Raw genomic sequence first — 25991 nt, 5'->3', positions numbered from 1 at the left:
GAGATCATTTTTTTTTCAGCAGGTTCAAGGCTTTCCCTGCGGCATCCTGCTCGGCGGCTTTTTTGGATTTGCCGAATCCCCGGGTCTGAATATGGGCCAGTTCCAGGCAGATTTCAAAGGTTTTGTCGTGGTCCGGCCCGAATTCCCGGGTCACGGTATACACAGGTGCCTGGGAAAACACCTCCTGGGCATATTCCTGGATACGGCTTTTATAATCCACGGTACAGTCTTTGGCCAGCAGCCGGTCCACGGTTTCCTCAAACAGGTGCTGAATCAGATCGCAGGTGACATCGAACCCGGCATCCAGAAAGATGGCCGCCACCACGGCTTCAAAGGTGTCGGAAAGAATGGAGTTCTTGTCCCCGCCTCCGGAACCGGCCTCTCCCTTTCCCAATCGGATAAAACGACCCAGATCAATGATTCTGGCCATGTCTGCCAGAGACGGTTCACTCACCAGGGTGGACCGGAGCCGGGACAATTCTCCTTCCTTTTTTGTCGGGCTCTGCTGCATGAGGATATGCCCCACACACAGGCCCAATACCGCGTCTCCCAGAAACTCCAGCCGCTCATTGTCCGAATCGCACACCGTTTGATTTTCGTTCAGAAAAGACCGGTGGCAAAGAGCCGTCTGAAGCAGGGACCGGTCAACAAACCGATATCCCAGATTATTTTCTAAAATATCCAGCCGGTTGTGAAGATTGCGCATGGCTGTGACCCGGTCCGTCAATGATTTGAAGCAGGTGTAGGGTACCCGGATGTTGTCTTTTCCCCGGCCCAGACTTACCCCCTGGTTGAAACTGCCGTGAAAATCCGATCCCCCGGTGACCAGTAATTTTTTCTTCCGGGCCAGGGTCTTGAAATAAGCGGTTTTCCGGGCATCATGGTCGGTATAGAAGACTTCAATCCCCTGAAGTCCATATCCCACCAGGGTATCCACAAACCGTTCCAGGTCTTTGGATGCTTTGAACGACAGCAGGCCGGGATGCGCCAGAACCGGAACGCCTCCGGCGTCCAGAATCGTCTGGATGGCCTGATCGCACGGCATTTTATACTTTACAACATATGCGGGGCACCCATTTCCCAGAAAAGTATCAAACGCGTCACTGAATGATGAGACCATGCCTTTTTCCACCATCATTTCGGCAATATGGGGCCGGCCGATCTGACGGGTCTTGAAACGGTCTTCCAGTTCAGCCATGGTGATATCCAGACCCAGGTGCTGCAATTGCCGGATGATTTTCGGATTCCGCTGCCTGCGGGCGATTTTCGCGGTGGTCAGGGCCTGGTTCAACTGCCGGTCATACAGGGAAAATCCATATCCCAGTAAATGAACACTTCCGAGACCATCAAACCCTTTTGGTGGTTCACAGGAGATTTCCACACCCGTGATGAAATCCAGAGCAAAGGCATGCAGATCATCCAGAATGTCATGAATCCCGTCAATGGTATCATGATCGGTCAAAGAAATCGCCCGGACACCGCTGTCCTGGGCAAGGGCCAGTATCTCATACGGAGACAGGGACCCATCCGAGGCGGTAGAATGTATGTGAAGATCAATCAATGGCAATATCGGTCAAAGCCCTAAGGCATTTTCCATGTCCTCTTCCCGGGTTTTGCATTCAATACACTGGGTGGTCACGGGCCGGGCTTTCAACCGTTCGATGGAGATCTCTTCCTCGCAGGTTTCGCACCGTCCGAAAGTGCCGTTTTCAATCCGCTCCAAAGCTTTTTTGATTTTTTTGATCAATTTATGTTCCCGGTCGCGAATCCGCAGTTCAAAACTTCTTTCCGCTTCATGGGAGGCCCGATCCGTGGGATCGGCAAAATTTTCCTTGGGTTGGGTCATACCGGTCACAGTGCTGTCGGCATGTTTCAGCAGTTCATTGAGCCGCTCGGTCAGCAGGGTATGGAAATATTCCAGATCTTCTTTTTTCATGGTGTCCATCCTTCAATTAAAGGTCAAAGGTCCAGAAACATTAAATTGGGTATTATATCAGGCATTACGCACTTGTAAAGAATTTATTGATTTTCCAGCATATCCAGGTTAAACAGCTGCCTGGCCACATTCAGGTACAATGAATCATCCCGATGACCGCCCGTGTGTTTCAAAAACATGATAGGATCGTGAATCGCCCGGGTCGCAATGGCCTGGGTCATCCGGCGAATGGCATCTTTGTCCGGTTCGGCCAGGTGGGATAAATGGGACAGGGTCTTATCACATTCCATTTCCACGATGCCCGTCATCTTCTCGTTGAGCGCCTTGATGGTCGGCACGATGGCCAGGCTGTCCAGCCATTGCCTGAACTTGATCACCGCCTCGGACACAAACCGTTCCGCCTTCACGGTTTCCTGCTCCCGCTGCTGGATATTGGAGGCCACAACGGTTTTAAGGTCATCGATGTCATACACATACACATTGGACAACTGATTGATTTTCGGATCAATGTCTCTGGGCACGGCAATGTCGATAAAAAACAAGGTCCGGTACTTTCGCTTTTTCATGGCTTTTTTAACCTGATCCGCAGTAATCACATAGTCGGTGGCACCCGTGGAAGAAATGATGATATCCACTTCAGTCAGGGCATCCACCCGTTCTTCAAACCCTAAGGCCCGGCCGTTGAACCGTTCGGCCAAAGCCACGGCATTTTCAAATGTCCGGTTGGATACCCGGATCTGACCCACATTATGGGAAATCAAATGTTCCACGGCCAGTTCCGCCATCTCTCCGGCCCCTAAAAGCATCACGGTTTTGGTGGACAGATCGCTGAAAATTTTATTGGCCAGCTCAATGGCCGCATAGCTTATGGACACAGCATTATCGCCGATCCCGGTTTCCTTGCGAACCTTTTTGGCAACGGAAAACGATTTGTGCATCATCCGATTGAGCAGCACTTTTGACGTACCGGCTTTCACTGCGGTTCGATAAGCCAGCTTGATCTGGCCTAAAATCTGGGGTTCTCCCACCATCATGGAATCCAGGCTGGCCGCCACGCGAAACAGATGGTGGATCGCTTCTTCCTTGCGAAGGATATACAACGCCGGCACAAATTCAGACGGTGAAATCTGTTTGCTGCCGGAAAGAAAGGTGATCAAGGTATCCACAGTGCCGCTTCGGGAGGCCACATATAAAATTTCCGTGCGGTTGCAGGTGGAGAAAATCAAGATCTCCTTGATACCCGGATGCTGCTTCAGGGTTTCCAGAGCAGCCAGGGTTTCCTCTATTGAAAAAGAAAGTTTTTCCCGGAGCGCCACTGGCGCTGTTTTATGGTTGATACCGATGAGTATGATATTTGGCATGGTTTTCCCGCTATTTGGTAAATTCCTGGTGATGCCCGCCCAGAAATAAATTGACGCCCAGAAAGGTGAAAACAATGATGGCAAATCCCACAATGGTCATGATGGCGGATTTTCTTCCCCGCCAGCCCGCATAAAGCCGCAGATGGAGCAGCACGGCATAGACAAACCAGGCCCCCAGGGAAAAGACCTCCTTGAAATCCCAGCTCCAGAAATGGCCCCACAATACTTTGGCGTACACAAACCCGGTGACCAGTCCCAGGGTCAGCAGAAAAAATCCCGTGGTAATACAGGCATGACTGACATCATCCAGAAAGTCCAGGGAAGGCAGACGCTTGAAAAAAAATCCCGGATTTCTGGCCTTGATCCCTTTTTCCTGGAGCAGGTACAGGATGCCGGCACCACAGGCCAGACCCAAAGCGGCATCCCCTGCAAAAATCAAAAGAATGTGACAATAGAACCATACCCCTTTGAAAGCATCGTTGGGGGGAGCCTGGGTATCGGGCAAAACCAGGGCCGACAGCATGGTGATCGATAAAATCAGGGCCGCAAACAACCCGAGCATTTTCAGATTGAATTTATATTGCACATATAAAAACATGGCACCCAGGGCCAGGGCCGCCATGGAAAGGCTTTGGACCAGGTTCTGAACGGGCAGGCCTTTGATTGTCACACCCAGGGTCAGCATTCCGGCAAGATGGATTCCGACGCCCATGGCAATCAGGTAAAAAGATATTTTCTGAATCCGATCTTTTTGGCGGACCAGAAAAACCAGATACCCGGCCAGGCTTGACACATAAAGCAGAAACGCTATCTGCAGCAACGTATTTCCTGTTTGCACGCCCATAAACAGCTCCTGATTATTGAGGTATCAACTCTTTCACATTAAATTGGCTGCCAAGCAGTTCCTGCATCACAGCATCGATGGCTGCCATATCATTTGCCGCCACCAGACCCGGCAGATTTCTTTCCATCATGGTTCTGAAAATATGTTTATGGCCATCCGGGTCATGGCCTGATGCCAGCAGTTTTTCCCGGACCGCTTTCATGAGAACCAGAAACGTGGCATATTCCGGGCCATAGGCCTGGTCCAGATCCATGCGGATTTTTCTGGCCAACGCCGGGCTGGCCCCGCAAGTGGAGACCGCACAAATCAAATCACCCCGGTTCATGACCGCGGGCAGAATAAAATCACCCTGATCCGGAGCATCCGCACTGTTGCACAATACCCGGGCTTTTCTGGCAAGGTTCTGAATTTGCCGGTTCACCGCCGTATCCCCGGTGGCGGCAAATACCAGAAAAATCTGGTCAAGGTCTTTGGGATCAAAACATCGTTGAATTTTTCGAATCCCGGGCATTTCAACCAGGTGATCACAAAATTCAGGGGACACCACAGTGACCCACGCCCCTGCCGATACAAGGGTTTTTGCTTTTCTGGCCCCGACTTGACCGCCGCCCGCCACCAGGCACGGCCGGTCTTTGACATTGAGAAAAATCGGATAATATTTCATCTCGTCCCCAGGATTCACCCCTTGTCTGTGTAAATCAGATACTATATATTGATGGCACGTTTTTTTCAACAACAATTCATGAAGGAAAGACCATGATCATTGATACCCATACCCATCTGTTTCCGGAATCGTTTATAGCGGATCGATCCGCACTTTTTGCCCATGAACCGGAATTCACTCTGTTGTACAAAAACCCCAAAGCCCTGATGGCCAAAGGAGATGAGCTGATTGAAGCCATGGACGCTCATGGCGTGGATATTGCCTGCGCCTGCGGATTTCCCTGGCGGAACCCGGACTATACAAAAAAAAACAATGACTATATTATCGATTGTGTCAACCGATGGCCGGACCGGCTCCGGGGCCTGGCCTGTTTTGATGCGGCCTGGCAGGGAGCGGCAAATGAAGCACTGCGGTGCATTGATGCCGGATTGTCCGGTGTGGGGGAACTGGCGTTTTACCTGTCGGGTATCGACGACAGTGCTCTGGAAAAGCTGACCGATATCATGGCGGTACTGCGGGAAAAAGGCAACCTGCCGTGCATGATCCACACCAACGAGCCGGTGGGCCATGCCTATCCCGGAAAAACACCGGTCACCCTGGAACAGATTCAGAAACTGGCAGCCTCGTTTCCTGACAACCGGATCATTCTGGCCCACTGGGGGGGCGGCATCTTTTTTTACCACATCATGAAAAAACAGCTCAAGCAAACCCTGAAAAATGTCTGGTACGACACGGCTGCCTCTCCGTTTCTGTATGATCCGGCGGTCTATGACATGGCTGTCCAGGCCGGGGTCGGGGACAAAGTGCTGTTGGGCACTGATTTCCCACTGCTGCCCCCGGACCGTTATTACCGGGATCTGGATGCCTCCGGCCTGACAAAAGAAGAGAAGCAGGCCGTTTTAGGCGACAACGCAGCCATGTTCTATGCATGAGACGGCAACCGGATATGAAAGACAGTGCCTTTGCCTTTCACGGATGACACCGTGATCTGGCCATTGTGGTACTGGATGATGTGTTTCACAATGGCCAGCCCCAGCCCCGTCCCTCCTTCCTGACGGCTCCGGCCTTTGTCCACCCGGTAGAACCGGTTGAAGATCTTGGGCAGATGTTCTTTGGCAATCCCGGGGCCGGCATCTCTGACATCAATCTGGATATCCTTGCTTGTGCTGCGGGCACAGATATCGACCTGAGAATTTTTAAGGCTGTATTTCACGGCATTTTCCACCAGATTGACAATGGCCTGTTCCATCAGAACCGGATCCACCCGGACTGTCAGATCTTGGGGGCAAGTGATTTGAATCTGGATCTGTTTTTTTTCTGCCAATGGCCCACAGGCCGCCACCGCCCCTTGAATCAGGATAAACAACTGATTGTCGGCAAACCGGACCCCTGTGCCTTCCAGCCGCTCCAGACGGGATAAGGACAACAGATCATTGATCAGTTCGATCATCCGGTTGACATTTTTTTCCAGAATTTTCAAAAACCCGGACCGGTCCTCGGATGAACTGTCCGGCATTTCCTGAAGGGTCTCGATGAACCCCTTGAGGGTGGTCAGCGGGGTTTTGAGTTCATGGGACACATTGGCGGCAAAATCCTTGTGCATCTTTTCCAGGCGCCGGATCCGGGTGATGTCATGAAAAATGATCAGCGTGCCCATGCGATGATCCTGACTGTCCCACAACGCGCTGGAATGAATATTGAGAATATGATCTTTATCCTGATGAATCAGGATGTCATCTTCCACTGGTTCATGGGTTGAAAGGGCCGTGCGGATAAAGCTTTGAAGTTCATAATTTCTGGCCACTTCCAGCACATTTTTATTTTTCATCTCTATGGCGGGAAAATTGAAAATCCGGGCCGCTGCATCATTGATGGTGATGATTTTTTCCTGGTTATCAATGGCAATCACCCCTTCCTGCATACTGGCATGCACAGCCTCGAGTTCCCGCTGCCGGTTCAGGGCCTCCTGGATCCGGTTCGTCAGATTCTCCGCCATCTGGTTCATGGATCGGGCCAGCTCCGACAGTTCTTCCGTATCCGGCACCGCCAGTCGATTGGAAAGATCGCCTCTTGCAAAAGCCTGGGCCCCTTTTTTGATTGCTTCCAGCGGTTGAATGATTTTCCGGGTCACATACCAGGAAACACCGGCAGCAGCAATGACCGTGAGTATCAGAAAACCAAATACCTTGTTCCGGGTGGACCGGATATTTTTTTCAATGGCGGTCAGGGGAATTGCGGTGCGAATCACGGCCGCGATCCCGGTGTTTCCTTCCACAGGCAGCGCAAAATACATCATGTTCTGATCCAGTGTCCGGCTGTACCGGATTGATACCCCTTTTTCACCGGTGAGTGCGGTTTGAATTTCCGGCCGGTTTTTATGATTTTCCATGGTGGCTGTACGGGCTAACGAATCTGCCATCACCTCGCCTGACGGGGCGACAACAGTCACCCGGGTCTGAATGGATTCTCCAAGATCCCTGCACAGGTCATTGAGTTTTTGGTTCTGTACCGGTTTTCCGGACAAAATTTCAGTAATCTTGAATTCAATCAGCCGCGCCCGGACCATCAGTTCTTTTTCCGTGTTTTCCAGAAAAAACTGCCGGGAATGGCGGTTGAAATACCAGGCTTCCAGGGACAGAGAAATGATGATGATGATCAGAAATAATGGAAATATCTGCCAGATCAGTTTTTGTTTTTTCATAATGATTCTTTGAACCGGTATCCAACCCCCCGGACAGTTTCTATAAGACCGGCATGGGATTTCAATTTTTTGCGCAGTCCCACAATGATGACATCGATGCTCCGTTCCGTTACCGCATAATTTTCCCCATGAATAGCATCCATGATCTGGCCCCGGGTGAACACCCACCCTTTTTTGTCCGCCAGAAAAGACAGCAGTTCAAACTCAGACAGGGTCAGGTCCACGGGTTCTCCCTGGATGGTCACCACATGCCGGGCCTGGTCGATGACCATGTCTCCCACCTGACGGATACCGGATGCCGTCTCCTTGTCACCGGTTTTTCTGCGGCGCCGCAAAATGGCACGGATCCGGGCCACCAGCTCCCTGGGACTGAACGGTTTGGAAATATAATCATTGGCCCCGAGTTCCAGCCCGGTGACCACATCGGATTCCTCGCCTTTGGCCGTAACCATGACAATGGGAATACCCGCGGTCTGGTCATTTTTTTTCAGATACCGGGTGACTTCCAGGCCGTCAATGCCCGGCAGCATCAGATCCAGAACGATCAGATCCGGCAAAGACTGTTTGGCCGTCTTAATGGCCTGTTCGCCGGTGCCGGCTGTCAAAATGACATATCCTTCGGTTTTCAGATTATATTTAATCAGCTCGATGATATCTTCTTCATCATCGACAATCAAAATGGTTTCCCTGGGCATCTGGTTTCTCTTCCTGTTCAATGCGGTTGGTCAAACGCCATATCCGTATCAGGTATGGCGGACAATATCTCCTTCAATCAGATAGATCACCTCTTCAGCGATATTGGTTGTGTGGTCTCCGATCCGCTCAATATGCCGGGAAATCAGATACATATTGATAATTTCCGCCACCATGTTTGGATGGGCCTGGATATCGGCTTTCATGGTCTGATACGCATCGTCCCGCATGGTATTGACCTCGTCATCCATTTCCAGAACATGATAGGCCGTGGCCACATCCATGCCCACCAGCGCGTCCAGGCTCAGCTTCAGCATATTGACCGCCTGTTCCGCCATGGCCGTATAATCATATTTAAATTTACCGGGATCCTCCGCCGAGGTGATAAACCGGCGGGCAATATTTCCCGCGTAATCGGCAATCCGTTCCAGGTCATTATTGATCTTGATCACGGCCACGATCAACCGCAGATCCGTGGCCACCGGCTGATACAGGGCCAAAATCTTGAGGCACTCTTCCTCCACTTCAATTTCCCGGTCATCCACTTCATAATCGGAATCAATGACCCATTGCGCCAGATCCAGATCCTGGGTGCGGACCGCGTGAATCGATTTTCTGAACCGGTCTTCCACCAGTGCACCCAATGCGAGGATCTCTTTTTTAATTTTGTCCATTGCCCGATGCAAATGGGTTGCCATACTGCCTCCTTGAATACAATAAAAAAACCACAGACTGCCGAAAAAAGGGAGACCATCTCCCTGCATACCGTTCATGCATGTGACTGCTGATTTTGTTTTTCTATCTTTTTTTTGCTAGAATTGTATTAGGGCATTGTTATCCAACCATTAAATCAGATGAAATATATTTGTCAAGGCTTGCTTCATCCGCCATATCAGGCTAAAAAGATCAGCATATTTAAAAAAAAATTCAGGAGCTCCCATGAAAAAAGATACCCATGAATTCATACACACCTACCAGGGGTTAGGCGCCTTTGGCATGGACAGAGAAACCGATGAACAGACCCTCATGTTTTATCTGCAGAAATTTTCCGAAGACACATTCATGAAAACGTTTGTTCCTCGGTTGTCCGATGATGAACTGGAAAAAATATATCAATGCATTCATGGTTTTCTCAAACAACACATTACTGAAGATGAATACCATGAACTGTTTTTAAAAGACCGTTGACAAAAAAGATTAAAGGTTTCAGATCCATGTATTATTCTGATATATCATCATATCTTAACAATTCCGGTGAATGATGGATTATATTGTTGACGGATTCATCAAGGCGTTTTTTCTGCTGATTCACCTGGATCCGGCCACCACGTCCGCCATCGCGGCCACGCTCAAGGTCTCCACCATTGCCATGATCATCAGTCTGACCATTGGACTGCCATTGGGATTTGTGCTGGGATATTTTGATTTCCCCGGCAAACGCCATACCAAAATACTGGTGGACACGCTTCTGGCCCTGCCCACGGTCTGCATCGGCCTGATCGTCTATGCCCTGATCTCCAGCCGGGGACCTTTGGGAGAATGGCACCTGTTGTTCACCCTCACCGGCATTGCCATGGGTCTGACCGTGCTGGCCCTGCCCATTGTCATCGCCATCACCGCCGCCACCGTGGAAAACATCGATCCGGATCTGAAACTGACCCTGGTGTCCCTGGGCGCAGGCAGGCACCATATATTGCGCACCTGTCTGTGGGAAGTGCGCTACGGAATCCTGGCCGGGGTGGTCACTGCTTTTGGCCGGGTTCTCACGGAAGTGGGCATTGCCATGATGGTGGGGGGCAATATCAAATACCATACCCGCACCATGACCACGGCCATTGCCCTGGAAACCAACAAAGGTCAGTTTGCCGACGGGATCGCTTTGGGAATCGTTCTCATGGCCATTGCTCTGTGTGTTAATATCTGTCTGTCTTTTCTAAGGAAACAATGACTTTCACGCCACCCGCATACCGTCTGGATAACGTGACTCATTTTTACGGAGACAAGCAGGTGCTGGATATTGCCCACCTGGAAATTCCCAAAGGGGCCATCATTGGGCTCATGGGTCCCAACGGATCCGGAAAAAGCACCCTGCTCAAGATTCTGGCTTTTGCCATGCGCCCGTCCTCAGGCCATGTGTGGTTCAACGGCACACCCCAGTATCCGTTTTCTGAAGCAATCCAGGGCAAAGTCTCTCTGGTCACCCAGAAGCCCTATCTGCTCAAACGATCCGTATTCGATAATATTGCCTATGGGCTGAAAATCCGCCGCCCCCCCCGGGATCTGAAACAGCGGGTACAACAGGTCATGGCAGAGGTGGGACTGGATTTTGACCGGTTTGCATACCGCCAGTGGCATGAAATTTCCGGCGGTGAAGCCCAGCGGGTCGCCCTGGCGGCCCGTCTTATTCTCCGGCCCGAGGTGCTGCTGCTGGATGAACCCGTGGCCAGCGTGGACACCCGAAGCGCAGCCCTGATCCGCAAGGCATCTCTGGCCGCCCGACAAAACCGGGGCACCACCCTGGTCATCACCAGCCATGATCTGCCCTGGCTGTTCACGTGCAGCGACACCCAGCTGTCCATCAACAATGGCGCTCTTTTTGCCGCAGGTCAGGACATTACCATTCCCGGCCCATACAACCACATCGACCCGATATGGACCCGGCAACTGGATGATGGGCAGGTCATTGAGCTCCCGGCACCGGCGCCTTTTGAAAAAACCGCGGTGATCCAGCGAAAACATATTCACATCTTCGGGCCGGAAAAAAAGGAAGGTATCCCGGACAACCAGATCCGGGGAAAGGTGCAATCCATGTATATGACCGGACAGCACGGGAACATCATGACCACCATCGATGCAGGCGGCATCTCATTTATGCTGGGCATCCCCCCCGGGCAGGCGTCTGAGCTGAATCTTCAGCCAGGCATTCCTGTCACCCTGGCGTTCAATTCCTGTGACATCCGGTGGCATTGAGCGTTCGGGCAGGGAGTTATTGGGTTTCTTTTTCACCCTTTTTTTTCATCACCAGAAAATACATGTTTCCTCTCACATTCATATGACCGGCCGTGAACCGGGCATATTCATCACTGCCGCAAAACAGATCCGCCCGGGCCGGTCCCCGGATTGCCCCCCCGGTATCCTGATTCATGACAAACAGGGAAACAGGCGGCCATGATTCCGGATTTTCCCCATCCGAAGCTTCCGTCAATCCGCTGGAACCCTCCCCCGGCAACCGGATTTCAATAAAGCAAAGCGCGCCTTTGGGGAATATCCGATAATCCGTGGCCATGGCCCGCAACGGGGTCAATGTCACATTGATATTGCCGAAAGGACCGCCGGATGCGATATTGAAAAAAACAAAGCTGTCATTGTAACTGAGCACTTCTTCCACACGATGGGGGTTGGCTTCCAGCCATTGCCGGATGGCCTGCATGGACATCTGTTCTTTTTCAATTTCCTGGTTGGCGATCAGGTACCGGCCGATGGAACGGTACGCATTGCCGTTGGTACCGGCATATCGGATCCGCACGATCCCGTTTTCCGGAGTCTGGATCCGGCCGGATCCCTGAATCTCCAGAAAAAACCGGTCCACCCGGTTTTCCAGCCAGGCCACGGGCGGGGCCTGTAAATGAAAATCCGTCATCTGGTTGATCTCTTTTCTGGAAAAATACGGCACCACCTGATTTCCTTTGACCCGTCCCCTGAGCCGGTCATGTCCCTGATACCGGTCGGAAAAATTTGCCAGATCAATTTCCACCAGGTCTTCGGGAACCGGATACAGCGGATATTGAAACCGTTCATCCGGATACAGGCTGCCGCTGTAGGTGGGCTCGAAATATCCGGTAAACAATACCTGGTTCTTGTCATTGGCTGTGCTGGCATAGACATGAAACCGCTCCCGGAGAAACCGGTTCACGGCCGTTGCCGGCGGACGGGTTTCCAGAAACGCCTGAAGGGTTTTTAAAGATTCCGCCATATGCCTGACCGTGTACTGATCCGGGCCGAACTCAATGATTCGGTCACCCGGCAATCGGTTGTAATAAACCAGGCTCTGGTTCAACGCCGTTTGAAATCCTGAAAAATCAAGGCTGTCAAAAAAATCAGGGTACCGGGCTTGTGTCAGCTTTTCCAGGCTCTGTTTTCGGACCTCGACCTGTTCTTTGTCTGTCAATACCCCGCATCCGGCCAGGGTTATCAGCAAGGCAGCCAAAATGATTTTTCCCGGCTTCCGGCACTTTTTTCGGATTGAACGAAATTGGACCCGCATTTTATTTTTCACGATCAGACCTTTCTTTGAACACACGTGTGCCCATATCCGGCGGGTCAATGGACGAGATATCCGGCATTTTCCGGGAAGCCACCCCCAGGCATTCCAGTTCCCGGGCCGGGGGCATGACCTTTTTTTCCATGACGTTCACGGCCCGGTTGAAGCTTGCCGCACAGGTGTCAATATCTTTTCCCAGACGGTTCATGCTTTCTGCCATGGCACACAGGCGACGATACAACGTCATCCCGGCTGTACGGATCTTTTCGGCATTTTCAATCCCTTCTTTCTGCTGCCAGGCATAGGCCACGGATTTCAATAAAGCGATCAATGTGGTGGGGGTGGCCAGAATCACGCCTTTTTCCACACCCTGCTCGATAAGGTTGGGTTGCTGACTTAAAGCCGCGGAAAAAAAATTCTCTCCCGGAATAAACAGCACCACAAATTCCGGGGACGGAGAAAACGCCGCCGCATAATTTTTGGATGCCAGCTGATTGATATGGACCGCCACCTGGCGGGCATGATCGGCCATGCGGGCCTGTTTTTCCTCTTCATTATCCGCTTCCAGCGCATCCAGATACGCCATGAGCGGCACTTTGGCATCCACCACGATCCGGCGGTTCGACGGCAGAGTCACCACCATGTCCGGCCGCAACGCCCCCTTTCCCGCACCTTTGACGGGCTGCTCCTGAAAGTCGCAATACCGGGCCATGCCGGCCAGCTCCGCCACTTTTCTCAGAGTGATCTCCCCCCATCGGCCCCGGACATGGGGCAGACGCAGGGCCTTGACCAGATTCCCGGTTTCCAGGTGCAGCTGATGCTGGACCCGTCCCATCTGGGCCAGTTGTTCAAACACAGCCCCATTGGTCCGTTCTCTGGATGCTTCCATGGCCCGGAGCCTTGTCTCATACTGGTCCATGGCCTGGCGCACCGGATCCATGGTCTGACGGAGGGCCTGGCCCTGGATGGAAAAATCTTTTTTCGCCTCCCGGACATAGCCCTTGAAATAGCGGTCCGCCATTTCCATGAACCGGTTGGCATGCTGGTACAACGCCTGGTCCGACACCTGTTTCATCCGGGTAGCGGCCATGGCCCCGGTGATGCGGACCAGAAGGGCGCACCCCACCACCCCCAGAACAAAGCCGACCCCCAGAAACCCCAGGTTCTCCAGGGTGACCAACATGTCTGTCACACCGAAGGCTTCCTGTTTTCCGGGACATCCTTTGCCTGCCAGGTGCCGCTTTTTCCCCCGGATTTGGAAATCAGACGTACGGTTGATATCACCATGCCTTTATCATAGGATTTGCACATGTCATAAATGGTGAGCCCGGCCACGGAAACCGCGGTCAACGCCTCCATTTCCACCCCGGTCCGGCCGGTCAGAGACACGGTGGCCTGAATCCTGATGCTGTGCGTATCGGGTTCGAAAAAAAAATCAATGCCTGCATGGGTGATGTTCAGCGGATGACACATGGGGATGAGATCCGCGGTTTTCTTGGCAGCCATGACCCCGGCAATGCGGGCGGTTTCCAGGACATTGCCTTTTTTCACTTTTTCATCCATGATCCGGGCCAGTGTGTCCGGGTGCATGGCAACGATCCCTTCCGCCACAGCGGTTCTCAGTGTCTGATCCTTGTGCCCCACATCCACCATTCGCACATGGCCCTGATTATCCAGGTGGGTAAATTCATTCATAAATAGTCCTTATGGGCAGGTTTATTGTTGAAAAAATTGGGTTTTCCGGGTCACATCCGCCTTGATCTGATTGAGGGTGTCGGTCAGCGCGGCGATCACATTTTCCCGGATATTGCCGGCCACCACCAGAAACATCACATCATCCCCCACTTTGAGAAGTTTGTTTTCCCGAATGTACACCTGGATATCCAGGATGCCGGGACGGGCCCGCTCCTTTGTCAGAATCTGTTCGAGCCGGGCATGATCCACTTCAATCTCAAGCCCGGTCACGGCCCGGCCGTCTCTGGCGGTTTCCCGCACCACCCCGTTATGGGCCAGAATCATTCCGGCTTTTGAAAATTCCGGATGGGCCTTGATATCTGCCACCATCTGCGCCAGGGTCACGGGACTGTCTTTTCTATCCTTTTCCACCATCCATCTTTCCTTTCAAGGAGGCACGGGGTCAGGCCTGCGTTATTGTCGTTATTGGTTTCAATAACATCCATGCCCTGACGGGCACAACAAAACATGAAACACTTGCAAAATTGGAAAAATGGTCATAATTATCAAATTTTTTTTATTTAGCCGATAAAAATGAAGAGGATAATTATGACCAAGAAATTAGATACCACATTTATTCAGATTGTTCACCCTGTTTGTTGCGGTTTGGACGTTCATAAGAAAAAAATTTCAGCCTGTCTTATCACTGTGGATAATAACGGTAAGGAACAGTATGAGATTAAAGAATTTGGTACGTTCACCAACGATCTTGTCGAGATGAAGAATTGGTTGCTGAACAATGAATGCCCGGTATTGGCAATGGAAAGCACAGGCGTTTATTGGCGGCCGGTTCATAACGTTCTCGAAGGATTTATGGAAGTGATTCTTGTAAATGCCAGACACATCAAAAATGTTCCGGGACGTAAAACAGATATCAGCGACAGTAAATGGCTTGCCGGGCTCTTGAGACATGGCCTTTTAAAAGGCAGCTTTATTCCGGCAAAAGAGATACGCCAGTGGAGAGAACTGACAAGGATCAGAAGAACGTATACCGAATCTCTGGCTGATTTTAAACGACGTGTGCACAAGTTGTTTGAAACCGCCAACATTAAAATCGATTCCGTTGTATCTGATCTGTTTGGAGTTACAGGTCAAAATTTGATTTCATTATTATGCGACGGATCCGAATTGAATTTGGCAACAATTGAACAGAATACCAAACCCGGTCTGAAAAAAAAGGTTGTCGAACTGCATCGCAGTATTCAGGGTTTTTTTGAAGATCATCATCGGTTTCAATTAATTGGCCTGATGGAGGTAATGAGATCTTTGGAAAAACAAATCGATGAAATTACCCGGAGATTAGAAGATCTTACCTCTGGCCACCAGGATCTATTGGATCGATTGGATGAGGTACCAGGTATTGATAAGAAGTCGGCGCAATCAATTGTCAGCGAAATTGGTGTGACCCTCGATGAATTTATTTGTACAGCTGCGCTTGCCTCTTGGGCAGGCTTATGTCCGGGAAATAATGAAAGTGCCGGCAAAAGGAAGAGTGGCAGAGCTTCTGTGAGAAGTCACCCATTCAAAACCATATTGATCGAAGTGGCCTGGGCAGCAGTCCGGAAAAAAGGGTCATACTACAGGGCCAAATATTTTAAGCTGAAGTCCAGGCGTGGCGCAAAAAAAGCTATCGTTGCAATTGCACATAGAATATCAAAAGCAATTTTCAATATCATAAAAAATGGAGATCATTTCATGGACCTTGGTGAAGATTATTTGACTGCCCAGACAAGACAAAAGGCTATCAACAGCATTAAAAAGCGAGCCAATCAACTTGGTTATGAATTGGTTCCATGTGCGAATTGATAATTTTTTTAGGTGAAGATTATGGGTAAGATTTTTTGAGCAGAAAAAAAGTCGATGAAGAAATGAAGCCATAGAGCGCGATAATAACATGACTGGTCGGCCTTTTGCACAACTAACTGTCAGTCCTTAATTAAAGGAACTACGCATATAAAACTGTATGAAACTTGGCTGGCCACCTGCTTAAAAAAACAACCTGTAAAAGATAATCAAGCAGACAAAGGAGGCACTTCCTGAATATAATTCAAATCGGGTTTTCATCATGGACTTTGCAGACAAACAAAGCCAGTGGTGAAGTGTGTCCTTAACGATGACGGTGTTTCATATAAACGACAATAACGCAGGCCTGACCCCTCCCTATTTTGTGGCCATCTGTCTGGCTTTTTCCAGATCAGACGGCGTGTTCACATTAAAAATAAATCCCATGTCCGGGTCCAGGCGTTTCAACACGGACATGGGCACCTCCCGGACATGTTTTTTCTTATAAAATTTTTTGATCATGAATATATTGTTTTTCAAACTTTCTTCGATCAAAGGAATGCACTCTTTGGAATACACAGCGGACAACGGCTCCAGCCCGTCATCCGTTCGGGGGATGACCACATGATCTCCGGGTCTGACCCGGTTCACCAGATGCCGGATCACGGCCTCACTGGCAAAAGGAATGTCACAGGCAGTCACATACGCATACGGGTAGGACGCATAAAACAGTCCGGCATGCAGCCCTGCCAGCACACACCGGGCCGGGATGATGTCGGTTGCCACCATCATGTCCAGCCCCATGAACGCTTCAGGTTCATTCACCACGATGATGGTTTCCTTGAACAATTTTGAAAAAAGCGCACACAATTTTTCCAGTATGCTTGTGTCTCCAACCCGGTGAAAGGTCTTTTTTTTCCCCGGAAGCCGGCTGTTTTTCCCGCCGGCCAGAATCACCCCTGTGCAGTCCAGCTCCATTGGCATCCATCCTTTATCAATGCTCATCCATGCGGGTGCATTATATCTGACTTCCCCTGAAAATCAAGGTATTGCTCCCGGGTGGAAAAGGTGGTACATTTTTTTGGTATAAACCCCTTTGTAAATGAAAGGCAGGTCATGAAACAGACGCGACCCATTCTCAATGCTTCGGATTTCAAACGCATTCTTTCCCGAATCGCCCACGAAATCATTGAAAAACACCAAGGTGCCGACAATCTGGCCCTGGTGGGGATTCAGACCCGGGGAGATTTTCTGGCCCACCGCCTGGCAGACCAGATCCGGAAAATTGAGAATGTGACCCTGCCCGTGGGCAGCATGGATATCAATATGTACCGGGATGACTGGACAAAAATCAGTCATCAGCCGGTTGTCAGGCCATCTGATATTCCGTTCAGCGTGAACGACACCAATATTATTCTGGTGGATGATGTGCTGTACACCGGCAGAACCATCAGAGCCGCCATGGAAGCGCTCATGGATTTCGGCCGCCCTGCCCGCATCGAATTGGCCATCCTTGTGGACAGAGGCCATCGGGAGCTGCCCATTCAGGCGGATTACAAAGGCATTTTTATGGACACGGGTCACCAGGATACCATCCAGGTGCATGTGTCCGAACATGATGATCAGGATCTGGTATTCAGGGAAATCAATTCATGAGCACTGAAGAACACAGGAAAAAAGCGGTCCAGCATATCCGGATAGCGGTGATCAGCATATCCACCACACGGAAGCTGGCAGATGATAAAAGCGGGGCCTGGATCAAAAAACAGGCCCAGAAAGAAGGACATGAGGTGGTGATTCACCAGGTTGTCAAAGATGATATTGCCGACATCCAGAATCTGTTGACCCATGTGGTGGAAAAAATAACCCCCCATGCCGTGATCATGACCGGCGGCACGGGCATCAGCCCCAAAGATGTGACCATTGAAGCGGTTCAGCCGTTTTTCGAAAAAACGCTCACCGCATTCGGCCCCGTGTTTGCCCAGCTCTCTTTTGAAGAGATCGATGCGGCCGCCATCGGTTCCAGGGCCACGGCCGGTATTATCAAAAATATCCTGGTGTTCTGCATCCCGGGCAGCCTTAAAGCCTGCAAACTGGCCTGCAACGCATTGATTTTCCCGGAAATCGGACACCTGCTCAAACATATGAGGGAATAATGATGACAACAGAACTGAACCCATTCATTTCAGCATGGAAAGACAACGATACCCGAATCAAACAGGCGTTTGAAGAACTGCTGGCCCACTTGAAGACCCTGGACAGAACCGGGCTGGAATTTGTGGCCCGGCCCACGGTCAGTTATTCCGTGCGCCCGAAACATGATCTTCAGAAAAAACGCCAGTTATTCGCCATGGTGGATGTCATTGATGATGATCCGGACAACCGGTGGCTCTCTGTGTGCTTTTACGGAGAGATGATCACAGACCCGGAGGAAAAAGGGGATCTGATTCCCGAAGGACTTTTAGGAGAAGACGGGTATTGTTTTGATCTGGATGAATATGATCCGGCAGACATGGCGTATCTGAAACAGCGGCTCACCGAAGCCCACGCCAACGCACCGGAGTAACAGACGTCATAAAAGGCGGGGTCTGATCGGAACCCGCCTTTTATCACTAAAAACAAGACACGGGTTACACGGAAAACCGGATGTTTAAAATATCCCCGTCCTTGACCAGATAGGTTTTACCTTCCACATAGAACCGGCCGGCTTTTTTCAGCTCTGCTTCCGACCCGAAAGCGATCAAATCATCATAGGAAAACACTTCCGCTCTGATGAATCCTCTTTCCAGATCCGAATGAATGACCCCGGCCGCCCGTGGCGCCGTACTTTCCTGGCGCACCAGCCATTGCCGTACTTCGTCTTTGCCCACAGTGAAAAAAGAGATCAGGTTCAAAGACCTCAGACACAGCCGGGTGAGCATTTCAAGCGCGGTTTCTTCAATGCCCAGCGCATCCAGAAATTCCTGTTTTTCTTCAAATGTGTCCAGCAAAGCGATTTCCGCTTCCACTTTGGCGGACACCAGCATGACCTCGATGGCCTGGGCCTGACAGGCCGGGGCAAACCGGGCCATCAGATCCTGATTTCCCAGGTCCTCTTCCGCCACGTTCACGGCAATCACCATTTTTTTCCGGGTGATGAACGGATAGCTGCGGATCATTTTGTCTTCATCCGGGGACAATGCCATCAACCGCAACGGATTTTCCTGCTCCAGGTGTGCCTGAATGCGCTGCATCAGATCCAGTTCTTTCTGCCGGGCCTCATCTTTTATTTTTTTCACCTCATCGGCCAGCCGCTGGATCCGTTTTTCCGCAAAAATCTGATCATGCATGAGCAGTTCGGCATTCACATTTTCAAAATCCCGCCACGCATTCACCGACCCTTGGGCATGATACACGGCATCATCTTCAAACGCCCGGATCACATGACAGATGGCATCCATGTCCGCAATATCCCTGAAAATCTCACCGCCGGCAATGGTCTCGGCTTCCAGTCTGGGCAGCAGCGCCAGATCCAGCCGGGCCCTGACCTGTTTTTTGGGCTGATACATATCCACCAGGGTGTTGAACCGGGAATCCATGATATCTGCGGCCCCGGGCACGGGTTTATTTGCTTTTGCCGGATCCAGTGCCGCATTTCCCGTTAAAATCTGAAACAAAGTTTTCTTGCCTGTCTGGGGCAGGCCGATAATACCGACTTTCATAAAATTGGGTATTCCCTTGATTGTTTACGTTTAAATTCTGACCCGCACAAAACCCGTTCAGGGCAGATGAATCCGTCTTTTTTCCGCATTTTTGTGGGGACGGTACAGCACGGCCACATGCCCCACCATACCTGCCACCGCCGCGCCCGTCTGCCGGGAAATCTCGTCGAGCAGCCCGGTTTTAACGGCTTTATCTTTATGATCCACAAACTTGATCTTGATCAGTTCGGCCCCGTCCAGGGCGGTTTCAATCTCAGCCAAAAGCGCCGGGGTCATTCCCCTGGCACCCACAAACGCCCCGGGATTCAAATGATGGGCCAGACCCCGCAGATATTTGCGCTGGCTCCCGGTCAACTGCATCGCCATGTTATTATCCTTCGTCTTGATTGGGTTTTAAAATAAGCCTTATACCACAGAAAAAAATGCTTGAACAGAAACAAGGGAAAAACCCGGCCCATGTCCCGGGTTTTTTAAAAATAAAATCCAGGCAACCTGCCATGGGCCAACCGGTTCAAACCGGTCTGAATTTTTAAAATTTTCCTTGTGTATATTGCCGATAAATTTTATAAGATACTCTGATTTTAAATGGATCTGTCCGCTTTTTTGCAATTTTACGGCATCAGACAACGGACAGCCATCACTGTGAAACCGTATGATGATGGGTGACCAACCGCATCATCTTTTTGTATAAACATGACATTAATCAATTAGGAGGTTTTATGACAACTTTGGTATTTGGCCACAAAAACCCGGATACAGATTCTGTCTGTGCCGCCATCGCACTGGCAGATCTCAAGAAAAAACTGGGTGAGGATATTGCCCCGGCCGCCCAGGGTGAACTCAACCCGGAATCTAAATTCGTTCTGGATAAATTCGGCGTGGCTGCCCCGGCAGTGGTGACCAGTTTTGCCGGCAAAGATGTGTACCTGGTGGATCATTCCGATCTGGCCCAGAGCCCGGATGACCTGAAAGAAGCCAACATTTTAGGCATTGTGGACCATCACAAACTCGGGGACGTGACCACGGGTCAGCCCCTGGAATGCTGGATCTGGCCCGTGGGCTGCACCTGCACCGTCATCTCCCGCATGTACAAATATCTGGGCGTGGAAATTCCCAAGGATGTCGCGGGCATCATGCTGTGCGCCATTCTGTCCGACACCGTGATCTTCAAATCCGCCACGTGCACGGATGAAGACAAGGCCGTGTGCGCGGAACTGGCCGAGATCTGCGGCGAATCCGATCTGGAAGCCCTGGGCATTGAGATGTTCAAGGTCAAATCCGCCGTGGAAGGCACCCCCATCCGGGAGCTGGTGTTCCGGGATTACAAAGACTTCAACATGAGCGGTAAGGGCGTGGGCGTGGGTCAGCTGGAACTGGTGGACCTGTCCATTGTGGACGGCATCAAGGCAGACCTGGAAAAAGACATCAAGGCTTTGAAAGCGGAAAAAGGACACCATTCCGTTCTTTTGATGCTCACCGACATCATGAAGGAAGGCACGGAACTGCTGGTGGCATCGGATGACGAGTCTGTGGTGGAAAAAGCCTTCGGCGTGGCCCCTAAAGACGGGAAAGCCTGGCTGCCCGGCATCATGAGCCGGAAAAAACAGATCGTACCGGACCTGGAAAAAGCGTTCAGCTGATACGTTAAAAACCTGCACCATCGCTGAATAACAAAGGGGGCCGGCATCTGATTCATTCAGATGCCGACCCCCTTTTTCTTTTGTTCTCAGCGGCCCGCCGGCGGATGCTTCTATCGGACACCCGCCGGGGCGATCATTTGTCAGGCTTTTTGTTTTTCATAGCAGATCAACCCGCACTGCAGGCACCGGTTTGCTTCCTTGCGGGCTTTTGCCTCGGAAAATCCCGTGGCTGCGGCCATGGGCTGGGCCAGGTCATCCCAGGCGGTTTTTGGTGTGGTTTCCACCTGCTGGATCTGTGTGACATTCTGGATCCGGCTGTGTTGGGTGATCAACAGGTCAGGATCCTGAAATTCCAGTCCATACATGAAATGATGAACCGCAGCAGCCGCTTTTCGGCCGCCATTGATGGCTGCAACGGCGGACGGGTATTCGGAGATCACATCCTGTTTTGACAACAGGCCGATCTGGGGCGGGACATCCGGTTTTTTCGGCAGTTCAAGCCCTTCCCATGCCAGGGCACCTCCGGCAATCATCTCGCCGTTTTCATCCGTTTCTTTCACGGGAACAAACACCAGTTCTGGAAATCGCCCGGCCCCGATGATCAATGTATCTGCCGCAATTTCGCGTTTTTCACCGGAAGAAAGATCCACCGCTTCCACGCCGGTCAAGTTTTCTTCCTGTCCCATTACCTTTGTGATACCGGTATTATAAACCACGGTCACGGCCTGGGCCGCCTCCGCATCCAGATTCGTCAGATCCACATCCGGATCATCTTCCGGTTTTCTGGACACGACCGTCACTGTTTCAACCCCTTTTTCCAGCAGGGTTGTCACGGCTTTTGCCAGAAATTTTCCCCCTCCCGTGATCACGGCATGCTTGCCGCAGGCCACGGTGATGTTCTCATTTTGCCCGCTGCGCACCAGATCGATGAGCAGATGGGCGCCGGGAAACAGCGGCGTGGGGTTATCTCCTTCGTTCCGGGCCATGCGGGAGTCCCATCCACCGGTCGCAATGAACACGGCATCAAATCCTTCACCTGCCAGCAGCTGGGGAATGGTAATGTCGGTTCCTGCGGATACGCCGGTTTTAAAGGTTACCCCCAGATCCTGAATCCCCTGGATATCCCAGTCCAGCAGATCCATGGTCAGGCGCTCTCTTGCGATCGCGGTGCGCAAAATGCCTCCCAGCACTTCGGTTTTTTCAAAAACCGTGGCCGCATGGCCGAGACGGGCCGTGAAATACGCGGCAGCCAATCCTTCCACACCGCCGCCGATCACAGCCACGTTCTTGTCTGTGGCCGGGGCTTTATAGGGCTGAATCCGTTGTGACTGTTTTCTTTCATAATCGCAGACAAACCGTTTGAGATCGTTGATGGCCACGGTTTCATCCTGGAGCAGCCGCCGGCAGTCAAACTCGCACAATGCCGGGCAGATCCGGGAAATGACCGAGGGAAACGGCATTCTTTCCTTGATCACTGCCAGAGATCCGGCATAATCCCCTTCCTGGATCAATCCCACATATTTTCTGATATCAAGCCCGGAAGGACAGGCCCGCTGGCAGGGAGTGGTGCAGTCCTGGATCGTGTATTCACGAATGATGCGCCTTGTCACGGATGTGAGCCGGATAATGTTTTTGGGACAGATTTTTTCACAGGCCCCGCACCCCGTGCATTTTTCCTGATCCACCACGGGCAGTCCGTCCGGTCCCATGGAAAGGGCGTTGAACATACAGGCGGTCACACAGGTACCCAAACCCAGGCATCCGATATGGCAGACTTTCATCCCCCCCAAAAGCATGGCAGCGGCCCGGCAGTCTCTGATTCCCTGATAGGCATAATTAAGGTCTGCCTTGTTGTTGCCGTAATAACATCCCGGGGCGGCAAACTCCGGTTCTTTTTCAGCCACGGATACCCCCATGATGGCGGCAATGGCCTGGGCCACATCATCCCCGGCCGCCACACATGAGTTGACACTGGCTTTTCCGGCCACAATGGCCTGGGCATTGGCCGTACACCCGGGCATGCCACAGCCGCCGCAGTTGGCACCGGGCAGCACATCATCAATAGCCAGGACCTTGGGGTCCTCATATACATAAAATGCCTTGGACGCGATCACCAGGGCCGTGCCGATGACGACTCCCAGTCCCCCCATCATCAGAATCGATTGAATCATGCCGTATCCTCTATGGTTTTTATGTTATCCTCTTGTACCGGCCGGTTGCGCCGGAATAATCCTGTACTGTATAACCATCTGCAAGCCGAAATGTCAACCATATCCCTGAATTTGATTAATTATTTTGCCATCGGCTTTGCTTTCAGGTGTCAGGCAAAACCAGGGATTTCACAGCAGCCAGATATAGTTCCAGGCCCCGCAGAAAAATATCATTATGCCCGGCACCGGCAATTTTCACCAGTTTTTTTTCAGGTGACGGGCAGGCGGAAAACAATGCCTGGCCGTGGGAAAATGGAATCAGCTGGTCCTGTTCGCCATGGATGATCAATGCCGGCCCCGTCCATTGGCGGATTTTTTCCTGATTGTCCAGTTTTGCAGGCAGTTGGATGCCCCGGGCTGAAGGGTCAATGCCCAGCACCCGGAGCAGACTCCCGGTACTGGCAAATCCGCTTTCCACAATCAGATTTTTCACTTCGGATGACCGGGCTGTTGCCAGCTCAATGGCGGATGCACTGCCCAAAGACCGGCCCATGACAGACACGGACCCGGTAAATCCCTGATCCCGGCACCACTGTATCACAAAATCCAGAACTGCATGACTGTCCGCCATCATGGCGGACACAGTGGGCGACCCCGTGGATCTGCCATAGCCCCGGTAATCCACCACCAAAAAATTGATCCCCATACGGGTGTACAACGGCCCCAGCTCATCGTAATCCGTGACGATCTCGCCGTTGCCGTGGAAAAACAAAATGGTGGGGGCCGCTTTTCCGGCCACATGAAAACAGGCCCCGATGTGAACATTCTCTTCCACGGGAATCAGCATGTCATCAGGCCCTGGCGGCCGCATCAAAGCTCTGGGATGAAAAATATATGCCAGGATCCCGGGATGATCCAGGGCGTTGTAATCGGAAAAACTGCGGTCTGTCATGGCCTCTTCTCCTGATACGTTGATCTGTTATCTATCCTGACCTGTGATCCATTCAGTTTTATGGGAAATTTAAGTTCAGCTTTTTCCCGGCAGACCCGCCATTGCCGGAATCTGTGACACCCGGTTCAGAATACCTGCCAGGCCCCACCGGACTGCAGCCCTGAACACCGGCGGCACGGCCAGCACCCTGAGCAGCACGTGGGCTGAGCGGTGAAACGGTTTCCGGTTGGCTGCGGTATTGAACAAAGCCACCATCAACGCATCATGGTCCCGGTCTTCTTCGTGCAGGCGCAGGGTGCTGCGTTTCAACAGGACCTGGTTTACATAATCAGCCTGAATATGCCCGTCCTTTAACACCTTTTCATACAGCGGGGTGCCCGGATAATACATCAGTTTGTGGTCATAGATTTTCACGGGCCGCTCAATGGACGGGTCCGGAATCCGCTTCAGAATATTCAGATAAAACATAAGTACCGCATATTTGTCGGCCAGAGTATCGTAAGGGTTGTCCGAAATCACATCGATCATCACCCGGATGCCCCGGGCCATGACCATTTCCAGTTTGTCCAGATAAGCGCACCGGTCCAGGGGGCGGTTGAATATCTCCCGGCTGATCCGGGTGCTGCCGGACTGAAGTCCGATCTTCAGGTACCGCAGGTCCAGGCCGCTGTTCACCAGAATATCCAGCTTTTTTTCAGTGATCTGACGGGTGTTGGCCTGGATATAGAACACCGGCAGATCGATCTGATCCATGTACTGCGCCAGAAATCGTGTCATCCGGTCTTCTGAATTAAGAAAAAAATCATCATCATCAATGATGATCCGTCTCAAGTGAGGGATATGGGCTTTTGCCCATGCCAGTTCTTCAATGACCCGGTCCACTGCGATCTTGCGCACATACGGGCCTTTGCCTTCAAACATGGTCATAAGCCGGCTGTTCAGGCAGTAGGCACAGCGGTAGGGGCATCCTCTGACCATCAGCACGCTGTACGTGGACAAAGAGGGGGGTATCTGCTGTTTCATGGATGTCAGGCCCGATTCGGTCAGCACCAGCCCGTTTTCCAGATCCACCCGGGGAATAGGCAGTTCATTGACATCCTGCATGGGCGGCAGGGGATTGATCACGGGATTCTTATCTTTCGACACAAACCCCAGGCCCGGAATCTGGGCAGCCGGCATCTGATTGAGCAGTTGTTCCATGACAGTTTCCCCTTCACCGGCGCACACCAGGTCTGCGTCATCCAGAAACCGAACCGGATCAGCAATGACCGGGGGACCGCCCCAGATCACCGGAGCGCTGATCCGGTCTTTCAGATACCGGGTAATCTGACGGCACCGGGGTTTCAGATGGGTGGTCAGCAGGGTGATGCCCACCAGGTCGCAGTCTTTGCAGTATTCGGCCAGGATCTTGAGGGCCTGCGCCGGCATCGGCTCAAACACGGCCTCTTTGCGGCTTTCATAATGGATGACAGACACCCGGAATCCCCGGGATGTCAGATACGCTCCCAGATGTCGGACACTGAAGTTTTCAATGTGGGCGTTGTTGATGAGCACTGCATGTTTCATAAACCT

At 51.6% G+C, this 25991-nt stretch carries 27 protein-coding genes; 9 read left to right on the top strand and 18 right to left on the bottom strand.

From position 1 onward, the window contains the following. Window positions 1-4 precede the first annotated feature (4 nt). From rnc to K365_RS0104310, 5 genes are all read right to left on the bottom strand, one after another. Window positions 5-1567, bottom strand: coding sequence for a ribonuclease III (gene rnc / locus K365_RS0104330; RefSeq protein WP_024333672.1), 1563 nt, complete (start codon window positions 1565-1567; stop codon window positions 5-7). A 6-nt stretch (window positions 1568-1573) separates the two neighbouring features. Beyond that, the gene (dksA, locus tag K365_RS0104325) at window positions 1574-1936 is read right to left on the bottom strand and encodes an RNA polymerase-binding protein DksA (protein ID WP_006963810.1); all 363 of its coding nucleotides are present in this window, start codon (window positions 1934-1936) and stop codon (window positions 1574-1576) included. 83 nt (window positions 1937-2019) lie between these two features. Then, window positions 2020-3297 (bottom strand): glutamyl-tRNA reductase, encoded by a 1278-nt coding sequence (gene hemA / locus K365_RS0104320; RefSeq protein ID WP_024333671.1) that lies wholly within the window; start codon window positions 3295-3297, stop codon window positions 2020-2022. 10 nt (window positions 3298-3307) lie between these two features. Continuing rightward, window positions 3308-4141 carry a cytochrome C assembly family protein gene (locus K365_RS0104315; protein WP_156887682.1) on the bottom strand — a complete coding sequence of 278 codons (834 nt, stop codon included), beginning with the start codon at window positions 4139-4141 and terminating at the stop codon, window positions 3308-3310. Window positions 4142-4154: 13 nt separating this feature from the next. Then, a complete protein-coding gene (locus K365_RS0104310) occupies window positions 4155-4805 on the bottom strand; it encodes a precorrin-2 dehydrogenase/sirohydrochlorin ferrochelatase family protein (RefSeq protein ID WP_024333669.1) in 651 nt (216 codons plus the stop codon). 92 nt (window positions 4806-4897) lie between these two features. Here K365_RS0104310 and K365_RS0104305 point away from each other — a divergent pair, with 92 nt between their 5' ends. Continuing rightward, window positions 4898-5737 (top strand): amidohydrolase family protein, encoded by an 840-nt coding sequence (locus tag K365_RS0104305; protein ID WP_006963819.1) that lies wholly within the window; start codon window positions 4898-4900, stop codon window positions 5735-5737. On the opposite strand, the gene K365_RS0104300 is transcribed toward K365_RS0104305, so the two are convergent. The 3 genes from K365_RS0104300 to phoU are packed head-to-tail and all read right to left on the bottom strand — an operon-like array spanning window position 5728 to window position 8897. After that, window positions 5728-7506, bottom strand: coding sequence for an ATP-binding protein (locus tag K365_RS0104300; RefSeq protein ID WP_006963821.1), 1779 nt, complete (start codon window positions 7504-7506; stop codon window positions 5728-5730). The genes K365_RS0104305 and K365_RS0104300 overlap by 10 nt on opposite strands. Beyond that, a complete protein-coding gene (locus K365_RS0104295) occupies window positions 7503-8201 on the bottom strand; it encodes a response regulator (protein WP_006963823.1) in 699 nt (232 codons plus the stop codon). The genes K365_RS0104300 and K365_RS0104295 overlap by 4 nt, the downstream gene beginning before the upstream one ends. A 48-nt stretch (window positions 8202-8249) precedes the next feature. Next, the gene (gene phoU, locus K365_RS0104290; protein WP_006963825.1) at window positions 8250-8897 is read right to left on the bottom strand and encodes a phosphate signaling complex protein PhoU; all 648 of its coding nucleotides are present in this window, start codon (window positions 8895-8897) and stop codon (window positions 8250-8252) included. A gap of 241 nt (window positions 8898-9138) precedes the next feature. On the opposite strand from phoU, the gene K365_RS0104285 reads away from it, so the two are divergent. The 3 genes from K365_RS0104285 (at window position 9139) to K365_RS0104275 (ending at window position 11169) form a co-directional block, all read left to right on the top strand. Beyond that, window positions 9139-9387 (top strand): hypothetical protein, encoded by a 249-nt coding sequence (locus tag K365_RS0104285; protein WP_006963828.1) that lies wholly within the window; start codon window positions 9139-9141, stop codon window positions 9385-9387. A 70-nt stretch (window positions 9388-9457) separates the two neighbouring features. Beyond that, window positions 9458-10147: an ABC transporter permease gene (locus K365_RS0104280; RefSeq protein ID WP_245569134.1), complete on the top strand. Its 690-nt coding sequence runs from the start codon at window positions 9458-9460 to the stop codon at window positions 10145-10147. Next, window positions 10144-11169, top strand: coding sequence for an ATP-binding cassette domain-containing protein (locus tag K365_RS0104275; RefSeq protein ID WP_024333667.1), 1026 nt, complete (start codon window positions 10144-10146; stop codon window positions 11167-11169). Before K365_RS0104280 ends, K365_RS0104275 begins: the two co-directional genes overlap by 4 nt. 16 nt (window positions 11170-11185) lie before the next feature. Here K365_RS0104275 and mltA read toward each other — a convergent pair whose 3' ends face one another. Genes mltA through K365_RS0104255 form a run of 4 tightly spaced genes read right to left on the bottom strand, consistent with a single transcriptional unit; the run spans window position 11186 to window position 14569 of the window. Beyond that, entirely contained in the window at window positions 11186-12406 is a 1221-nt protein-coding gene (mltA, locus tag K365_RS0104270; protein WP_024333666.1) for a murein transglycosylase A, read from the bottom strand. 58 nt (window positions 12407-12464) lie between these two features. Further along, window positions 12465-13643 (bottom strand): DNA recombination protein RmuC, encoded by a 1179-nt coding sequence (locus K365_RS0104265; RefSeq protein WP_245569263.1) that lies wholly within the window; start codon window positions 13641-13643, stop codon window positions 12465-12467. A gap of 5 nt (window positions 13644-13648) precedes the next feature. Then, window positions 13649-14155 (bottom strand): cyclic pyranopterin monophosphate synthase MoaC, encoded by a 507-nt coding sequence (moaC, locus tag K365_RS0104260; protein ID WP_024333664.1) that lies wholly within the window; start codon window positions 14153-14155, stop codon window positions 13649-13651. A gap of 21 nt (window positions 14156-14176) precedes the next feature. After that, on the bottom strand, window positions 14177-14569 hold the full coding sequence (locus tag K365_RS0104255) for a molybdenum cofactor biosynthesis protein MoaE (RefSeq protein ID WP_211221104.1): 393 nt from the start codon (window positions 14567-14569) through the stop codon (window positions 14177-14179). Between the two features lie 174 nt (window positions 14570-14743). On the opposite strand from K365_RS0104255, the gene K365_RS0104250 reads away from it, so the two are divergent. Then, on the top strand, window positions 14744-16000 hold the full coding sequence (locus K365_RS0104250) for an IS110 family RNA-guided transposase (protein ID WP_029724930.1): 1257 nt from the start codon (window positions 14744-14746) through the stop codon (window positions 15998-16000). Window positions 16001-16354: 354 nt separating this feature from the next. Here K365_RS0104250 and mobA read toward each other — a convergent pair whose 3' ends face one another. Beyond that, complete coding sequence (gene mobA / locus K365_RS0104245) at window positions 16355-16954, bottom strand: molybdenum cofactor guanylyltransferase (RefSeq protein WP_024333661.1); 600 nt, start codon at window positions 16952-16954, stop codon at window positions 16355-16357. A 138-nt stretch (window positions 16955-17092) separates the two neighbouring features. Between mobA and pyrR the strand changes: the two genes are divergently transcribed. From pyrR to K365_RS0104230, 3 genes are read left to right on the top strand one after another with little or no spacing between them, the layout of a single operon-like run. After that, a complete protein-coding gene (gene pyrR, locus K365_RS0104240; RefSeq protein ID WP_024333660.1) occupies window positions 17093-17632 on the top strand; it encodes a bifunctional pyr operon transcriptional regulator/uracil phosphoribosyltransferase PyrR in 540 nt (179 codons plus the stop codon). Then, complete coding sequence (locus K365_RS0104235) at window positions 17629-18132, top strand: MogA/MoaB family molybdenum cofactor biosynthesis protein (RefSeq protein ID WP_024333659.1); 504 nt, start codon at window positions 17629-17631, stop codon at window positions 18130-18132. Before pyrR ends, K365_RS0104235 begins: the two co-directional genes overlap by 4 nt. 2 nt (window positions 18133-18134) lie before the next feature. Continuing rightward, the gene (locus K365_RS0104230; protein WP_024333658.1) at window positions 18135-18542 is read left to right on the top strand and encodes a hypothetical protein; all 408 of its coding nucleotides are present in this window, start codon (window positions 18135-18137) and stop codon (window positions 18540-18542) included. Window positions 18543-18606: 64 nt separating this feature from the next. Here K365_RS0104230 and K365_RS0104225 read toward each other — a convergent pair whose 3' ends face one another. Together K365_RS0104225 and K365_RS0104220 are read right to left on the bottom strand one after the other, a co-directional pair. Then, on the bottom strand, window positions 18607-19677 hold the full coding sequence (locus K365_RS0104225) for a DUF933 domain-containing protein (protein ID WP_024333657.1): 1071 nt from the start codon (window positions 19675-19677) through the stop codon (window positions 18607-18609). A gap of 57 nt (window positions 19678-19734) precedes the next feature. Next, a complete protein-coding gene (locus tag K365_RS0104220; protein WP_024333656.1) occupies window positions 19735-20043 on the bottom strand; it encodes a YhbY family RNA-binding protein in 309 nt (102 codons plus the stop codon). Between the two features lie 353 nt (window positions 20044-20396). Between K365_RS0104220 and K365_RS0104210 the strand changes: the two genes are divergently transcribed. Continuing rightward, window positions 20397-21317, top strand: coding sequence for a manganese-dependent inorganic pyrophosphatase (locus K365_RS0104210; RefSeq protein WP_024333654.1), 921 nt, complete (start codon window positions 20397-20399; stop codon window positions 21315-21317). Between the two features lie 140 nt (window positions 21318-21457). Here K365_RS0104210 and K365_RS0104205 read toward each other — a convergent pair whose 3' ends face one another. The 3 genes from K365_RS0104205 to K365_RS0104195 all read right to left on the bottom strand — a co-directional run bounded on the left by K365_RS0104205 (window position 21458) and on the right by K365_RS0104195 (window position 25985). After that, entirely contained in the window at window positions 21458-23488 is a 2031-nt protein-coding gene (locus K365_RS0104205; protein ID WP_024333653.1) for an FAD-dependent oxidoreductase, read from the bottom strand. Between the two features lie 142 nt (window positions 23489-23630). Further along, complete coding sequence (locus K365_RS0104200) at window positions 23631-24419, bottom strand: alpha/beta hydrolase (RefSeq protein ID WP_024333652.1); 789 nt, start codon at window positions 24417-24419, stop codon at window positions 23631-23633. A gap of 75 nt (window positions 24420-24494) precedes the next feature. Then, entirely contained in the window at window positions 24495-25985 is a 1491-nt protein-coding gene (locus tag K365_RS0104195) for a B12-binding domain-containing radical SAM protein (protein ID WP_024333651.1), read from the bottom strand. Window positions 25986-25991: the final 6 nt, after the last annotated feature.

This window comes from Desulfotignum balticum DSM 7044 (genome assembly GCF_000421285.1).
Classification (GTDB): Bacteria; Desulfobacterota; Desulfobacteria; order Desulfobacterales; family Desulfobacteraceae; genus Desulfotignum; species Desulfotignum balticum.
This window is presented reverse-complemented; position numbering and strand designations above follow the sequence as displayed.